This window comes from Arthrobacter sp. E3 (genome assembly GCF_017353415.1).
In the GTDB taxonomy this organism is placed as follows: Bacteria; Actinomycetota; Actinomycetes; order Actinomycetales; family Micrococcaceae; genus Specibacter.
The window spans coordinates 1-14823 of record NZ_JAFMPX010000059.1; the positions used below are offsets into that span (position 1 = coordinate 1).

At 56.4% G+C, this 14823-nt stretch carries 14 protein-coding genes; 6 read left to right on the top strand and 8 right to left on the bottom strand.

Translation table 11 applies throughout. From position 1 onward, the window contains the following. Positions 1–144: 144 nt before the first annotated feature. The gene (locus tag JMA46_RS16185) at positions 145–1149 is read left to right on the top strand and encodes a Fic family protein (RefSeq protein ID WP_348770200.1); all 1005 of its coding nucleotides are present in this window, start codon (positions 145–147) and stop codon (positions 1147–1149) included. 1462 nt (positions 1150–2611) lie between these two features. On the opposite strand, the gene JMA46_RS16190 is transcribed toward JMA46_RS16185, so the two are convergent. From JMA46_RS16190 to JMA46_RS16215, 6 genes are all read right to left on the bottom strand, one after another. After that, a complete protein-coding gene (locus JMA46_RS16190) occupies positions 2612–3787 on the bottom strand; it encodes a TIGR02391 family protein (protein WP_207346378.1) in 1176 nt (391 codons plus the stop codon). Positions 3788–3810: 23 nt separating this feature from the next. After that, complete coding sequence (locus tag JMA46_RS16195; RefSeq protein ID WP_247647383.1) at positions 3811–4479, bottom strand: AAA family ATPase; 669 nt, start codon at positions 4477–4479, stop codon at positions 3811–3813. A 13-nt stretch (positions 4480–4492) separates the two neighbouring features. Continuing rightward, positions 4493–4990: a hypothetical protein gene (locus JMA46_RS16200; protein ID WP_207346380.1), complete on the bottom strand. Its 498-nt coding sequence runs from the start codon at positions 4988–4990 to the stop codon at positions 4493–4495. Further along, positions 4980–5744 (bottom strand): DUF6414 family protein, encoded by a 765-nt coding sequence (locus JMA46_RS16205; RefSeq protein WP_207346381.1) that lies wholly within the window; start codon positions 5742–5744, stop codon positions 4980–4982. Before JMA46_RS16205 ends, JMA46_RS16200 begins: the two co-directional genes overlap by 11 nt. 343 nt (positions 5745–6087) lie before the next feature. Beyond that, positions 6088–6855 carry a hypothetical protein gene (locus JMA46_RS16210; protein ID WP_207346382.1) on the bottom strand — a complete coding sequence of 256 codons (768 nt, stop codon included), beginning with the start codon at positions 6853–6855 and terminating at the stop codon, positions 6088–6090. Positions 6856–6969: 114 nt separating this feature from the next. After that, the gene (locus JMA46_RS16215) at positions 6970–7575 is read right to left on the bottom strand and encodes a hypothetical protein (RefSeq protein ID WP_207346383.1); all 606 of its coding nucleotides are present in this window, start codon (positions 7573–7575) and stop codon (positions 6970–6972) included. Between the two features lie 167 nt (positions 7576–7742). Between JMA46_RS16215 and JMA46_RS16220 the strand changes: the two genes are divergently transcribed. The 5 genes from JMA46_RS16220 (at position 7743) to JMA46_RS16240 (ending at position 13131) form a co-directional block, all read left to right on the top strand. Further along, complete coding sequence (locus tag JMA46_RS16220) at positions 7743–8708, top strand: oxygenase MpaB family protein (RefSeq protein ID WP_247647380.1); 966 nt, start codon at positions 7743–7745, stop codon at positions 8706–8708. Further along, positions 8695–9171 (top strand): ImmA/IrrE family metallo-endopeptidase, encoded by a 477-nt coding sequence (locus JMA46_RS16225; protein WP_207346384.1) that lies wholly within the window; start codon positions 8695–8697, stop codon positions 9169–9171. Before JMA46_RS16220 ends, JMA46_RS16225 begins: the two co-directional genes overlap by 14 nt. Continuing rightward, positions 9171–10148, top strand: a complete 978-nt coding sequence (locus JMA46_RS16230) for a DUF6545 domain-containing protein (RefSeq protein ID WP_207346385.1) — start codon at positions 9171–9173, stop codon at positions 10146–10148. The genes JMA46_RS16225 and JMA46_RS16230 overlap by 1 nt, the downstream gene beginning before the upstream one ends. Positions 10149–10224: 76 nt before the next feature. Beyond that, on the top strand, positions 10225–11298 hold the full coding sequence (locus JMA46_RS16235) for a DUF4192 domain-containing protein (RefSeq protein WP_207346386.1): 1074 nt from the start codon (positions 10225–10227) through the stop codon (positions 11296–11298). A 990-nt stretch (positions 11299–12288) separates the two neighbouring features. Next, a complete protein-coding gene (locus tag JMA46_RS16240; RefSeq protein ID WP_247647381.1) occupies positions 12289–13131 on the top strand; it encodes a GIY-YIG nuclease family protein in 843 nt (280 codons plus the stop codon). Positions 13132–13167: 36 nt separating this feature from the next. Here the strand turns inward: JMA46_RS16240 and JMA46_RS16245 are convergent, their stop codons facing one another. Together JMA46_RS16245 and JMA46_RS16250 are read right to left on the bottom strand one after the other, a co-directional pair. Further along, complete coding sequence (locus JMA46_RS16245) at positions 13168–14415, bottom strand: restriction endonuclease (RefSeq protein WP_207346390.1); 1248 nt, start codon at positions 14413–14415, stop codon at positions 13168–13170. Continuing rightward, positions 14415–14675 carry a hypothetical protein gene (locus JMA46_RS16250; RefSeq protein ID WP_207346388.1) on the bottom strand — a complete coding sequence of 87 codons (261 nt, stop codon included), beginning with the start codon at positions 14673–14675 and terminating at the stop codon, positions 14415–14417. The genes JMA46_RS16245 and JMA46_RS16250 overlap by 1 nt, the downstream gene beginning before the upstream one ends. Positions 14676–14823 lie beyond the last annotated feature (148 nt).

Sequence of the window (14823 nt, forward strand, 5' to 3'; positions counted from 1 at the left end):
TCGTTCAGGTGAGTCCGGAGGGCCGCATATCTACGGGCTGTGGATTCAGCATGCTCAGTGAGGTCAACCATGGCACAAGTTTAACGGGAAACTAACCAAAACCATAAGTTATTACATCGCGAACCCTTAGCCGAAGAATCAGCCGTGGCCATTGCTCGGTTCGATGAGCGCTACGGCCAGCATCTGGCCCCCTTCGCACCGCTGCTGCTCCGTAGCGAATCTGCTGCATCGTCACGAATCGAAAACCTTACGGCCAGCGCGCGCAGTCTTGGGGAAGCGGAACTGGTATCCACCGAAAAAGCCAACGCGACACTCGTCGTTCGCAATGTACGGGCCATGGAGGCGGCGCTCGCCTCTGCAGATGAAATGAACACTGCCAGTGTCCTGCGCATGCATGAAGCACTCATGGACGGAACCCCGGATGAGGACGTGGCGGGGCGATGGCGGCAGCAGCAGGTCTGGATCGGCACTAGTGTCGTTTCACCCGTTGGAGCAACCTTCGTTCCACCGAAGTTCGAACGTGTACCCGAGCTTATGGATGACGTCATGGCCTATGCACGGCGCCCCGACCTCCCTGTCATGGTCCAGGCCGCCATCTGCCACGCCCAATTCGAGACCATCCACCCGTTTACCGATGGCAACGGACGAACGGGACGGGCGCTCTTGCACTCGATGCTCAAGCACCGTCGCGTGGCTTCACGAGTCACCGTTCCTGTATCCGCAGGATTGTTGGCCAACGTCAAGGGTTACCATCAGGCCCTGACGCTCTACCGTGAAGGCGATCCGGATGCGATCATCGAGCAATGCTCGGAAGCCGCTTTTCTGGCCATTGAGAATGGCACCACTTTGGCTGGCGACGTTTCAACGATAACCAGTTCCTGGCGCGAGAAAATCACCGCCCGCAGTGATGCGGCCGTTTGGAAAGTCTTGGATTTATTAGCCAGACAACCGGTGGTGAATGCAGCGACAATTCAGGGCCGCCTAGGACTGGACTACATGCGCAGCAAACGTGCCATGGACTCGCTGGAATCTGCCGGTATCGTCGTCAGCGTCGACAAATTCAAGCAGGGCCGGTTCTGGAGGGCCCCGGAAATGATCGAGGCGCTGGACGCCTTCGCAGAACGGGCCGGGCGCAGAACAAAATCCTAAGTGACGGCACATCAATGGACATGAAAGGACACAGGAAAAAAGTACCGAGGGTCAGGAATCGGAGACCGCGTCCTTACCGGATCAGCGGAGGGGACACGACAGCCCCAACTGAAAGAAAATGATGAAAAGGATGACCCAGAAGTATGAGTTAGGCAAAAATGGCCCTTTCGGGGCCATTCCTACTTTCGAGAACCGATAGATTCCGGACTTTCTGGGCCCCCTGTCGGATTCGAACCGAGGACCCCCGCTGTCATGCCACGGGTCGGTTTTTCGCTGCCAATAGGCTCTTTTGGCCTCTTTCTGCATGATGAGATTGCAACAATGCAAGGTACTAAATAGTGGGTGCTCTGCCTTCAAAAGTATGAGTTCTGTATGACTCGGTGGTAACTCCTGCCCGCCGGCTGCGCGGCCCTGAGCACAGCCAATCTGTCATCAATGCTGTGCACGCCATTCTACTCCTGATTCGCCCAAGACTGCTCGGCTGGTCCACAGCTCGGGAGGGTCTCGCAACTCATGGGATACGAGGCAGAACAGGCAGACTTACAAGCTTTCTCAAAAAAGACAAGCGGAATCAAACCCGGGACGGTTCAATCGTTGCAAAATCCCGTAGGGTTGCCTCGATTCCAGGCGCAAGCAGGAAGTCTATCGCTTTGCACCCATACTCGCAGTTGTTGGCGTCGGGACAAATAAGAACAACAAGTACTCTCAGGAATTTGGCAATCTGCTCAGGTGACGCGGGTGATGAGTCAACGATGAGCTTTGACGCGCATCGAGCGATGACTTTCGCTGCGAACGGGGGCATGCTTGCCTTTCTGCACATCTCCTCAATCGTTACTGATACGAGCTCACCTACTTGGGCACCACTCAAGAAGTCGGCCGCATTCCACAGAAGCTCGCATAGCCAGTGACTCTTGACCCGATCTCTATAACCGTTCTCGTTTGCCGCCTGGAGAAGTTGATCGGCAGCGGTTGAAAAGACAGAGTCTGGCTCAAAGAGCCAGGAGCACAAAAGATCCGCCCCAGGATCAGATAGGCGTTCCTTGAGGATCGCCAGGTTCCTTTGCGTTGAGTTCATCGGCGTTGAGCTCATCGGCGTTGAGGCCGGACTTGGTTGAGTCGGTGTGCTGGGTTGGACACCTGGTGGTGTGGAAACACTGGGAGGACTCATGTCGACTACGGGAGAGGAAAAGCTCTGCGGGACAGGGTTGGTTGAATGAAAGGACGTATTCCCTTGCCTTCCGGTCACCCTGCATATTCCGCCCCGGCTGTGTGCTCCAGTCTTACAAGCAGGCGTAAATTCGCACATATTTCCCCCTAAATATTCACGGAACCATGTTTCGTGGTCAGGCTCCCCAGCTCCCAAGTATGCCTCATCGAGCGTGGCTCAAACGATGGATTCGATCGCTTAGTTGCGATGCTAGTTGGTGTTCCCCGCATGCAGTGGATTAGCGTCGCGTCTCAATCACGTCTCATTTTCGCGAAGCTTGTCTTCGATCCAGGTCGTAGACTTGTTTGACATCTTCTCCGGAAATTGCTGCTGCATATATTCCAAAAAAGGCAGCATGCCTGCTTCTTGATCATTACCATGGGCGTCGACCGTAGGAAGCTCAAGCAGATGGTCTAAGTCAGCCTTCGTTAGTGCATCGGCGACAACCTCGAGCCTCATCACCATAATGTTGCTGTGATCATAGCTTCTGGTGAAGTCGACCTCGGCAAGCCACTTCTTCTTCAGCACCTTACGCACCGACAACGAGTTCAGGTCATCCGGCAAATCGATACTCTCCAGCCATTTGCCGCCCTTAAACAAACGATAGAAGGCAGAAGCGGAAAGACTCCGACGCTTGGCGCTGATGAGCTCCTCGGTCTTCTGGACCACGTCATCGCTCACATAGCGCGTGATCAAATCATAGGCAAGGCTTGCGACTGAGATGTAGTGAAGAGCTAGATTCGGCTCAAGCGGTGCTGCCGGCGTGTGTGCCTTCTCATTTCGCAGAAATTGTATCGACATGTTGAGGTACTTGACGCCATCGTAGAAGTCCTTCTCAGCAGCACTCTGAGGTGCATGGCCGAAGATCTTCTCCTGGTTCGACGCGGAAAACGCGTCAGTCGCTTTCTCGCTTCCGGTCTTCTCCCGAAGGCTCTCTCGCACAAGTTTGTAAGACTCTTCTACTGCATGAAAGTAGTCCCCATTGGCCAAATACTGGTCGATGTGGTTATAAATGTCCTCATGGATTTCGATTTGAATCTTGTTGGCTGCAAGTGTCGCTTCGGTAGTGAATGTCGCGTGTGCATCGTTTGCCGGAGAGGTTGCTCTTTCTTCCGGCGTCGTGCGCATAAGGCTTTGTGAGATCGTACGAATCCGTTCGACCTGCTCGTCCGTGATGTCGGCGTAAGACACCCCGGCTGCCTTTCGGGCATCTAGGTACTCGGCGAGAGCGTGGAGGGAGGCAGAGATTTCAACCTCAGACCCACCCTTCCATAGTGCCCGGATTCTATTGGCTTTCGAATCCCCGAATCCTGGGTATCGCTCGATGTCGTAGATATCGATGTTAAGTTCACGAAAGAAGTTGGCAAAAGAGGCATTCGAGAAATCTAGAACGTATCCACCCGTCATGTCGAGCACTGCTTCGAGATACATCCTGTGAGCCACGCTTAGGCCACTCATTCGCCACCCTCTTCTGTTGACATTTCTTTTCCATTCAAGTCTGTCGCATTGTCCGCAAGAAGCGATTCGACCAACATCATTGAGATCACTTCGCTCGTCACCTTACCGAGACGACGAACATTGGCAGCGTTCTGCACGAGTGGTTCCAGGCGTTCTTTGATGTCTAAAGCGTCCAGTACAGCCTGCTCATCATCGTCAAGTTCACGCATGCGTCGATCTACTAGTTGATTAATGACGGTGCGAACCTCGTCCGCCGAGAGCGGTTGAAAAGGAATCAATGCATCGAACCGTGAGTAGAGTGCGTCACCAAGCGCATCTCGAATTTCCCGATCTGACCCATAATTGGAGGTACAAATGATGAGAGATCGCCCAACGTCAACGCGATAATTCTTATCTTCGAATACACCACCGTCGAAGAACTGATAAAACGCGCTATGGAACACGGCTGCAGCCTTATCAAACTCATCGATGAGAATAACACCGGATTCTCGATCGAGAAGGTCTCGAGCGAAAGATGACTCGGAATGCCGACCACCAAAGAGATAGGAGGCGAAGTTCTCGCTATGGAACATCGAGAACTGCTTACGCATCAACTCACCGCCGAGTAAGTCGTTGATAAAATGGGCTGTCTCAGTCTTACCGACGCCAGATGGACCATAAAACATGATCACCACCGGCTTATTTCGGCTGGCCCGAGTAAGGGGGGTACAGCGCTGCCAGAAGTGAGTCCTTCACTTCCTCCTGCCCGACAAGGTGTCCTGCGAATCCGTCCCGGAACTCGACAAGAGTTGCACGGGTCGCCGTTGGATACTTATACCGCTCCACAGAGAACATCGACGGGAAGGTTCGCTCAAGGTGAGCTCGTACTTGTTCGGGTGGGTTGTGAAGGTGAAGCTCAATTGGGTTGAGAGAACGGATCAAACCCGGAAAGTTGGAAATAACATGCTCATTGAGACTGGCATAGTCACCCGACTTGGCAACGAGCCGCTCCGGGCGCTCGATCACCTCGGGGTCAGTTCGCTCCACGCCGTCTTGAACGATCCGCAACTCACGACGACTCTCATCATAGTCAAAGACTGCCTCAAGTAACCCCTCGTCTTCGCTCTCATCAACTGCATCTTCGAACCACGAGAGAGGTCCATAGTAGGCCGTGACCTTCTCCGTTTCACCCGTCATACTCAACTCCGGCTAGGAGTACGTCGTACACTTCGAGCTGTACTTCTCGAGGCGATGCTTCTTCCCCGTGGACAATCTGGTGTGCGGTTATCTCCGGGCTGGAATCTGGCGACATCTCTGCCTGCATGGTCAGGCTAGACACCGATGCCCGCCCGACACGCACTCCATGAAATACAAGGTTCATGCGCCCGAGGTCGACAAGACCGTAGTTGTTCCGGAAAGCTTGGATATTGAAACGCAGGATGCAGCTCTCGCCCTCGCCGCCTTCGGCGATTAGTTCGTAATATCCCTTCGCCGATTCGAGTGCATGGTCCAGCGCTGCGAGATTCACTGGCAGATCGTCCGTCTTCATCATTGCCATGTACGGCGTGTACATCTTCATCCAAGCAGCCGAGTCCTTACTGGCAGTGACTTTCATGCCTATCAGCCGTTCGATACCCTTCAGGTCTTTGAGCTTGCCTAGGTAGTCGGTCAGGATCGTGTTCGACAGCGTCCTATTGAGAATGCTCCGTCCAAGCGCGGAAGCACTGGCAGCTGCGCCTGCTTCCATGGAGCCCCCGAAGAATGGCAACCAATTGAACTTCGCGGCAGCCTTGGCGCTAGCATTCGCTTCCACCTCGGCGGTGCGTTCCTTTGTTTGGTCTTTGGAACTCGTCTCTTTCCCGCCGGCGGAGATATCCAGCAGGTCGGACACGGACTCTTCGTCAAAGTAGACGACCTTGACAAGGTGCTTGTTCTGCGCCCGGCGTACCATCAACCGTTACTTCCAGCGCCATCAGTGAATAGCCCAGGCGTGTCCGCGGCGGTGTAGTTGTAATCGATCGGCGCGAAGGCAAAATCAGGCAATGTCATACTTGAACGACTCCCCTCCGCACTGGTGTGCGACTAGGTACTGAACTATTTGTTTATTCCAAGCTACGGACGACCACTGACACTACCAAGGATCCCGCGTCACCTCCGACGGGCGCCCTCTGCCGCGGTACCGAACTCTTGGACGAAGCTGATCAACCGGGTCGAAGGTCTCATCCGACTGAGCCACTGGCGATGCACTCTTCTTAGGATCGCTGTCCCTTCATTCGATCAAAGAGCACGGATAATCAGCCTCGACCAGTCGCCAGCCTAAACACCTCTGTCTCTACTTGCACCGGCGTACGCCCGAACTCCGCACCCCACGCCGAAAGCAGCCGCAGGTAATCGGTGTATGCCGAGGTTGAGCCGATGTCGAGCTGAACGCCAGCATTTTGCGCCAACCACTCAATGATCCTGTCATCAAGGATCGGAGCAGTCTTGCGACTTTCAACTCCGGCGTCTGCGGAGGTGAAGTACAGCCATTTCGTAAAGTACGAGGGCCCAAGGTGCTTGATACGCGCCTCATTGTTCATCGTCCGGAAGCCTTCCACTGGGCCATGCTCACGGACCGCCTCCGCACCTTGTAGGAGCCTTCCATTGACCGTCGGGTCCACCGGCAGTGCAGAAACCACTTCGCCGCGTCCGTTGACCCCTGTGAGTACCCAGCGGGTCCGCACGGCGCCCCGCCCACCCGCGTCACCCCAACCCCATACCATGGCTGCTATGAATCCTGACATCACCCGGTCGGCGGCCAGCTCTGTGGAGACTGTTTGTGCGACATGGTGCCGGTCGATGCGATCGGGCATGGTCACCAGCAGACTCAGCACCTCTGGCAGGTCGTGCATCTTCTCCATCCATGGTTTACGCGACCAGGGGAAAGAGTGCTGCGAGCGATAGTCACCGGCAAGGGCTGTCATCAGTGCATCCGGGATCTTCGGAATACTCAAACTGTCTGTCGTCGGTGACGGAATGTGAGCAGGCTCCGGAGCCCCGACGCCTCCGCTGATGGTGTGCATTCGCCTATGATACTTGATGAGAACACCTCGATGGCCCCGGCCCCACTGGTGCAGCAAACGGTACCGACGAAACGGGCATGTAAGTCGCCAGCGGCATGCTTGGCACAGCCAGTTCTAACTAGTTGGATTGCGAGCCAGACGCATTCCACTGCGAAGCCATCCAGCTGTTTCTCGATGATGGGCGTCATCGAGCTCGGCCAGTTCGTAGAAATTCGTGAGAAGCTTGCTGCTTCCATTGAGTTCGTAGTCGATGGAAAAGCATTCTTCTTTGAGCTCCCATCCATAGATCCCCTCGGTGACCCTGATCGGTCGGCAGATGCCCGAAACGTTGGCCCCAAGTTTCTTCACTTGGCTGATGTTCGGGTCCAGAAGGTACGCCGGATCGTCCATCGTCAATATGACGTGCCCAAGATTTTCATCCCCGTCTAGGACGCCCACGGCAGCAGCTTGCGCCTCAGGACTCATGCCTTCCAGGATTTTTTTGCCTAGGACGACCGACACACCTGAGGTGAAGTCGTGTACGCCCACGGATACGGCTCGCGGCTTGAGGTCGTAGCCTAGGTGCTTCGCAATACCGTAAAGCATGACACACGCCTCAACACATTTTGTTTCCGTCCCGTACAAGTCCTCCACTGCTAAGAATGCCTTGAACAGCATCTCAATCGGAGCTTTTTCAGCCCCGCCCCTGCGGCCTTTCTTGTTTCTGTTTCCCTTACCCATCTGAATCCTTCTGCTAGCTGGCTCGAATACTCACCTTATTATTTGTTGGACCCCCTTATGGTCGCCGCATCGGGTGCAGGCGGCGGATTCGCGACAGTCGGGGTAGTCCCTCACCTAGTGTTTCGACTCGCTGTATGGCCGCCAGCTTTAAGGAGTTCTAGGATGGAATGAGCCAACTACTCTTAATGACCGCAAACGTCACCGAGCCACTTGGCACCAGTAGCGAAGGGTGGTCTCGAATGCGCATGAACCGTAGTCGTACCGAGTCCGCCCGCCGCCAGACAGAGGCCGCCCCCAACGACTGGAAAGCCACCTACCGCCAGATGGTCCTCTTCGATCTCGCCGCTGACATCGAACTCGGCTTCTTCCTTGCCTACTACCGCAACTTCGCCGTCCCGAGCATAGCCGCAACCCTGCAGCTAAATGGCGAGATCATCGAACGCCCCATGAAACGCTCCTACGACACCGCCATCGTCACCTATGAGCTCATCACCAGCGGCCTGAACAGCGACCGCGGCCGCCACATGATCCGCCTCCTCAACCATGCCCACCGCCACGTCCCCGGCAGCCAAGACGACTTCCTCTACGTCCTGCTCACCCTCCTCGTCGTCCCCATCCGCTGGGCCCGCACACACGCCTGGCGGGCACCAACACTGGCGGAGGAAACCGCAGCAACCCGCTTCTACAGCGAGCTCGGCGCCCGTATGAACATCACCAGCTTCCCCACTTCGCTCCAGGAGGCAGAGACATTCTTCGACAGCTACGAGTACGACAACATCGCCTACTCCCCCGCTGGCGCTCAGCTCATGGCAAGCACCGTTCAAGTCCTGAAATCCAGACTCCCCGGCCCAGCCAGGCCACTGGTCAGACCAATGCTCTCCGCCATGTTCGACGACGGCCGTCTCACCGACGCCCTCGGCCTCCCCCGCGCCACCAGACTGAGCAAAGCAACCCTGAACAAGGTGCTCCAGTCACGCAACGCCATCCACCGCCTCCGCCCACTCAGCACGGAGCCGCACTTCATACCGGGCAACGCAGGATCCAGCCTCTACCCCAACGGCTACCGCCTCGACGACATCGGTCCAGTAAACGTAATGACACCAGCGAATCAGCCGAACCATGAGCATTCGTGACGCCCGCCGAGCCGCAAACCAAGCCAACAAGGCACTGATCCTTGGCGGCAACGTCTCCGTGGAAACCATCAGGAAGGCCATCGAGGCGCTGCGCGGCATCACCATTACGGTGCAGGAAATGCCTGTCGATCAGCACGACGTGCCCGCGTTCACCGCGGATTGCGGCAACCTCAAAGTCGTCTACTACGCCCCCAATCTGTCGACGCTGCACCGGCAGCACAACATCCTCCATGAATTCAGCCACCTGCTTCTGAACCACGAGGAAACCGCAACCGGCATCACCATCAAAGGATTCAGCGAAACGTTCCCCACCCAGCCGCGCAAAATCATGGGCCGCTTTAGCTTCGATGACGATGCCGAACAGTCCGCCGAATTCCTGGCCTACCTACTCTCTACCCGCATCAGCGGCAAAGGACGCGATGAACGTGGCGGCTCCAGCGGGCTCGAGGAAGTCTTCGGCTGATGCTCATTGTGCCAGCGCTGACTCTGTGGCTCATGGCCATCGTCCGGCTCCCAGCAGCCGTCGACCCACGCCGCGCCCACCTATTCCGCGCCACGGTCTTCGCAGCAACGGCTTGCACACTGCACATCGCACCCGTCTACTACGCCGCGGACCCTGTGCTCGGCGGCCACAACACCGTCGGCCTCGTAACTCTCGTCGCCCTGCTGCTTGGCTTTTGGCAATTCCATGCAGCCATCATGCTGGCGGTCCATACCAATGATGCACGACGGCGTCACCGCCTTACGCTGGGAAATGCGGCCATGGCGGCGGCTGGCATCGCCGTAACGTGCGGGTTTCTCATCAGCCATGTGGACCGCACCGACCAGAACCTACCGATCACTTATGGTGACCAATTCGGCATGCAGCTGTTTCTCTGGACCGGTACCTTATTCATCGTGGGGGTCAGTACAGACATCTTGTGGATCCTGCGTCATAGGGTAGCTCCGCTGCGAGGGGCAACTTTTCGCGCGGGGTTTCTGCTAATTGGCCTCGGAATCGTCGCATTTTTCCTCATGCTCGCGGACCGCTTGCTATCTGGACTCGTAGTGGCCGCCAACGACAGGGACGGTGGTCCCTTGTCATTCTTGAACTTCCTCAACGGCGTGATGGAGACGTCAGCCGTGATACTTATCGGTATCGGAGTAGCCCTGCCCCGTTTGGGCCGGCCAGCCAGGCAGCTACGGCGAAGTATTCAGCTACGTTGGCTCCTGCTAAGAATCCATCCAACGTGGCGGCGCATGACACTGGGGATTGACGACGTCGTTCTCCACTCCCAGCCGATCTCACCGTTCGACGTCCTGGCGGTCCGGCCGGCGCGTCGGCTACACCGCAGAGTCATCGAGATACGTGACTGCGAATTCAAGCGGCCAGACTGTCCCCTCGCACATGATTCTGCAGCTCTACTCAGTCACGTTGAAGATGCACTGACAAGGTACTGAACCAGGCTACGCCTACGTCGTTTTGCATCCCCCTGCCCATGGACTGGTGACAGGAGCTTCGGCTCATGACCAGTGCATGGTCGGAGGAATTGTGGAACGGCTCAGCATCAAAACCCCAGACGACTTCATCAGCCTCATGGGGCACACCCTCGGCTATTGGCCCAAGGAAAGCCTAGTCTTCATCACACTGGACGGGCACCGGATTGGCTCGACCCTTCGGGTCGGGCTTCCCACGGCAGGTGCGGACACGAACCGATATGTGCAACACGTTGTGAAGTACATTGCCAACGATCGTGAGGCGACCGGCGTCGTCTTCGGCATCTTCACACCTGCCCCGTGGGAGCCGATGGACGACCGGCCCTACGAGGACGTCATGGAAGCCCTGACCGGGGAGCTGTCGAAGCGCAACATCAAAGTCCGCGATGGATGGATCATCGACGATACTTCCTTCACTGACTACTTTCAGTTGATCCCAGATCCGCTGGCCCGTAACCCTCTTGCGGGAATAGAGACCAGCCAGCTTAACGCTGAACTGGTATTTCGTGGTTCCAGCATTGAACCGAGCCCAAGATTTCGCGTCCCGATTCTCGCTCGGCGAGACCTAAGCGAAGAGGTGTTCAAACACTGCATTCGGATCGAGTCCATGACCCCACCGGTTGCCACGGCCAAGGCTCGAATCCTGTGGGGAGGCTTGCTGGAGGGTGCTGGCCTGCCAACAGATGCACAGTCGGCCGAGCTGCTCGCTGATTTCAAGTTCATCTCCGTGCGAGACCGGCTCTTGGCCGACATTCCTGGACTTGACGACAACCTAGGCGATTTGCTGCTCGGCCAAACAAAACGCCCACCCCAGTGGCAACGCGTTGATCGTGCTCAAGAGCTCCTGCTCCATCTTTACACCCGGGCCGACGGCGCCGACGCAGCCCCGGTCCTCACGAGCCTCGGCATCATCCAGTGGTGGGAGGGCAAAGGATCCCGCGCCCACCAGTGCTTCCAGCATGCACTGGAGGCTGACCCCAACTATCGGCTCGCACAACTCAGCGACCAACTAGTTGGTGCTGGGATCCTAGCGCCATGGGCGATGGACAAAAACTCGGCATACCAACCACCGATGAGCCGCGGACGGCAGATCGGCGGAATGGGTATGGCTTAGTGGCGTTCGTAAACGATGGCTGAGGCTCAAATTGTTTGTTGCCATCAGGCATCGGTCCAAGTTTTGACCGTTCTGTCTTTAGTTGGCACCACAACGAAGGCATGCCATCATGTCACCATGACAACGTATCGTCGGCGCGGCCACTATCGTCGTGGGCCCAATGGTCAACGAGTCTGGGTCTCCGCACATAATGTCACTCGGGCCAGCGGAGGCAGCTACATATCTGCTCAACGACGTCCTGTGCGAGTTGAAGCGTCGTCTTTAACTCCCAAAGAAGTCCGAATTCCGGTTCGTCCCCGTCTGGTCCGTTCAATACATTGGGCACAGCCCAACGCCACGTGTCCGGTTTGTGGTCAACTGGTCTATTTCTACGCAAATGCGTCAGGCAGTCGGGTATTCTTCGACGAAATCGGACCGCCTTGGCCCAAACATCCCTGCACAGACAATCCCGCCAGCGAAGTAAGCCACAGACAAAAAAAGCCCGTAATCTACAGAGCTGCCGTCGGCCGAAGGAAGATGGCCCAAGAACTTCGAAGCCACCCAACATCTGTCACTACTTTGGCGACATCGGGCCACGTCGATGCATTTCTAGTCGTGCATACTCGACAAGATAAACGCGGCACTTTGATCGAACTGTGGCCTCTCTATGAAAAAGCCACCCCGGAAGGCTGGCGAACGCCGGCGCTAGTTTCCCTCGAAGCTGGACAGCTGGTGTTTATGCGTGGTCAGTTATTATCTTACGTAGATCTAACGCGTATGGAGATCTCAGAAATACCCGTGACTTTCCAGTACAGGAGCCCCCGGATGACGATGAGGCAGCGCCTGCAGATAGCTTCAAATCGCTAGTCCTGTCAGCCACTGTCCGTTGCCAAAGCAGGTATGTTGGTCCTTAGAATCCTATCCCCGCAGGAGAGCCACGAGATGCATGCCAGCCTACGTCCCCAGACAATCCAGATATTTCTTCCACACGGTGATCCTTCTGGAATTCGGATGGCGGAGATCACGACACGGACGGTGCGGGTTTTCGATGTTCCCCGTTCTTTGCTGAGCGGCTTCCTATCCATGCCGGAGGCTGCTCAAGTAGGGCTCTATTTCCTCTTCGGCTCCGACGCCGAGGACAGCACCTCCTGCTACATCGGGCAGAGCGGCAATGTCGGAAGCCGGTTGAAGCAGCACGTCGCTGGCAAAGAATTCTGGGACCGTGCCATAGTGGCGGTGTCCCTGACGAACACCTGGACCGATACGCACGTGGGCTACATGGAATGGGAGTCTATTTCACGAGCCGCGAAATCCGGGCGCTACCCACTCATGAACGGCAATGCCGCGTCCAACCGTTACACACCTGCACCATTGGAAGCTGATTGCAACGAGTATCTGGAAACCATTTCAGTCCTGATTGCAACACTCGGCTACCCGGCACTTGAACCGATCCACAAGGCCACTGCCGAGTCACCCTCTTCGATGGCCGTAGACAGGCTCTACTTCCAGCAAGCAGGATGCCAAGCACAAGCCGACCCTACGTCTGAGGGGCTCATTGTGTTGTCAGGGTCCTACGGCAACGCAAGTGCCCGCCCGTCGGCCATTCAGTCAATAGTCCGGAGCCGGCAATCCTTGATCGACCGGGGAATTATCCAAATCCGAGGCTCGAAGTTCGCGCTTACTCAAGACCACCTGTTCGCCAGCCCTAGCCAGGCGGCTGCCGTTCTGGTTGGTGGCAGCATGAACGGCCGGGAAGCGTGGAAGAACGCGGCGGGAATGTCCATTAATGAGATCGAAGCCTCCACCGTGGATCAAGTTCAAGCCCCTACAAGGCTGTTGGACAACACTGACTGATTTGCACGTGCAATGACCCGCACCATGGAATAGCGACTATCCCCGCACATCCTCAAGGCTGTTGTCAGCCATCACCGTGTCCAGGACAAACGCCTGCATAGCCGCAGCCGCCAGCTCCCTCACGCTTTCAAGCAATTCCGCAGGTTTCCGAGAGACATCCAGGGGAAACTCGACTATGGAAGTAGCGCTGTGGGCTATCCTGCGAATCCGCGGGATGCCACTTCCGGCGTAAACCAGCCAAGCCCGCGGCAACTCAAGCGATGTACAGTAGGCCAGCATTTGATAGTAGTCTGCATTGGGATAGGCCCCCGACCATGAAGATGCTTTGTACTTGGCATCGAATATGAGCGCTGGTCTTCCGGAAATCTCATGGACAACATCCACATACATTCGAATACGCGACGAAGATTTGAGGTCCTCATCCTGGTCCAGGAAGGCCGGGTATTGAGGAGAAGTAATCCCAGGTTGTTCAGCGAGGGCTTCGCTCAAAGCTGTAGTAACAAAATCCTCGAATACAGTGGCCATGTTCACCACGAATGACGCGACACGATGGCGTCCGACTCCTGCTTCCGCAGACATATTCCGCAGGACGATCTCCGCCAATCGCAAAGCCGGGACATAGCGTTCGTTGAGTCGGGACTCGGTCCATGGCGGCAACGGACTACCAGTCCGCAGAGGCACAACGCCGTCCAATTTGGCGTCCAGATGCACCAGTCGTGCACGTACGTCCTCACTCAGGCGTGGCACGTGAAGTATCCGTCTGATCGCCGTCCGCAGGATACGGTTCTCAGCAATGTCGACCGTGAAGTCATCGTAGGACACTTCCAACGGCAGCAGCATCCCAGGCCGCCGTGAAATCTGATCCCCCACCCTGATACGGCCGCGAACTGTCCGAAGCGCCTCCTCCACGGCCACATACCCGTTCAACACCCCACGCGCCAAGGCGCTCTGAACCTGCCTGGCCAGGGATTCTGCTAGTGCCCCAAAGAGATCGCGGTCCTCCAATCCTGCAATATCGCCGGGCTTGAATCCCGGGTTCCGGGCGTACCCAAGCAGAAACAAAAGGCGACTAAGCTTCAGCTTTGATTTCGGTTTAACCTCAACCAGCAAGTCTCCAATCTGCACAGCACCCACAGGACCACATGGCAAAATGATCCACTGCCCGTTCAGGGCGGGCAAGACTGTGACCAACCCAGTTTCGCGCAGGAGAGCGGCAGCTTCACCATCCATGTCGCATGGTTCTGCCGCACTCTGCAGCTCATCGAGCACCAGATGTTGCAGCATCACACAGCCGAACCTTTGGTATCTGACTCTACCGAGGAATCCCCATACTCGACTGCCTCGCCAGGCTGCTCTTGCTGGCTCAGTGCCAAGTCGATCGCGCCGACTTTTGCCTGCGCCTTTTTCAACATCGCAGGCAATCCGAACTTCTCATGAACCTTGTCTCGGTTCAGCCGACCGAAGTATTGCTCCTCCAACAGCGGCAGCAGCTCGTACTTCCAAATGTCAGCCAGCCCTTGGTCCGACTCTGCATGTGCTTTCATGAAGTATGACGGCCCAATCATCCAGAGCTCTTGACTTAGCGATTTAGTTTTTGTTGGTCGGTTTCTTGTTTTTGATGGTGTAGCGCAGGATCAGCTCGGTGCCTGGGTAGCGGGTTTGGGTGGTCGTGAGGTGTTCGCAGAGCTCGCT

Bases quoted from the DNA above. Each gene is read 5' to 3' on its own strand.
- JMA46_RS16245 (WP_207346390.1), bottom strand. From the start codon at position 14,415: ATGCTGCAACATCTGGTGCTCGATGAGCTGCAGAGTGCGGCAGAACCA.
- JMA46_RS16210 (WP_207346382.1), bottom strand. From the start codon at position 6,855: ATGCACACCATCAGCGGAGGCGTCGGGGCTCCGGAGCCTGCTCACATT.
- JMA46_RS16205 (WP_207346381.1), bottom strand. From the start codon at position 5,744: ATGGTACGCCGGGCGCAGAACAAGCACCTTGTCAAGGTCGTCTACTTT.
- JMA46_RS16235 (WP_207346386.1), top strand. From the start codon at position 10,225: ATGGTCGGAGGAATTGTGGAACGGCTCAGCATCAAAACCCCAGACGAC.
- JMA46_RS16220 (WP_247647380.1), top strand. From the start codon at position 7,743: ATGAGCCAACTACTCTTAATGACCGCAAACGTCACCGAGCCACTTGGC.
- JMA46_RS16195 (WP_247647383.1), bottom strand. From the start codon at position 4,479: ATGTTTTATGGTCCATCTGGCGTCGGTAAGACTGAGACAGCCCATTTT.
- JMA46_RS16250 (WP_207346388.1), bottom strand. From the start codon at position 14,675: ATGAAAGCACATGCAGAGTCGGACCAAGGGCTGGCTGACATTTGGAAG.
- JMA46_RS16230 (WP_207346385.1), top strand. From the start codon at position 9,171: ATGCTCATTGTGCCAGCGCTGACTCTGTGGCTCATGGCCATCGTCCGG.
- JMA46_RS16240 (WP_247647381.1), top strand. From the start codon at position 12,289: ATGGCGGAGATCACGACACGGACGGTGCGGGTTTTCGATGTTCCCCGT.
- JMA46_RS16200 (WP_207346380.1), bottom strand. From the start codon at position 4,990: ATGACGGGTGAAACGGAGAAGGTCACGGCCTACTATGGACCTCTCTCG.
- JMA46_RS16215 (WP_207346383.1), bottom strand. From the start codon at position 7,575: ATGGGTAAGGGAAACAGAAACAAGAAAGGCCGCAGGGGCGGGGCTGAA.
- JMA46_RS16190 (WP_207346378.1), bottom strand. From the start codon at position 3,787: ATGTATCTCGAAGCAGTGCTCGACATGACGGGTGGATACGTTCTAGAT.
- JMA46_RS16225 (WP_207346384.1), top strand. From the start codon at position 8,695: ATGAGCATTCGTGACGCCCGCCGAGCCGCAAACCAAGCCAACAAGGCA.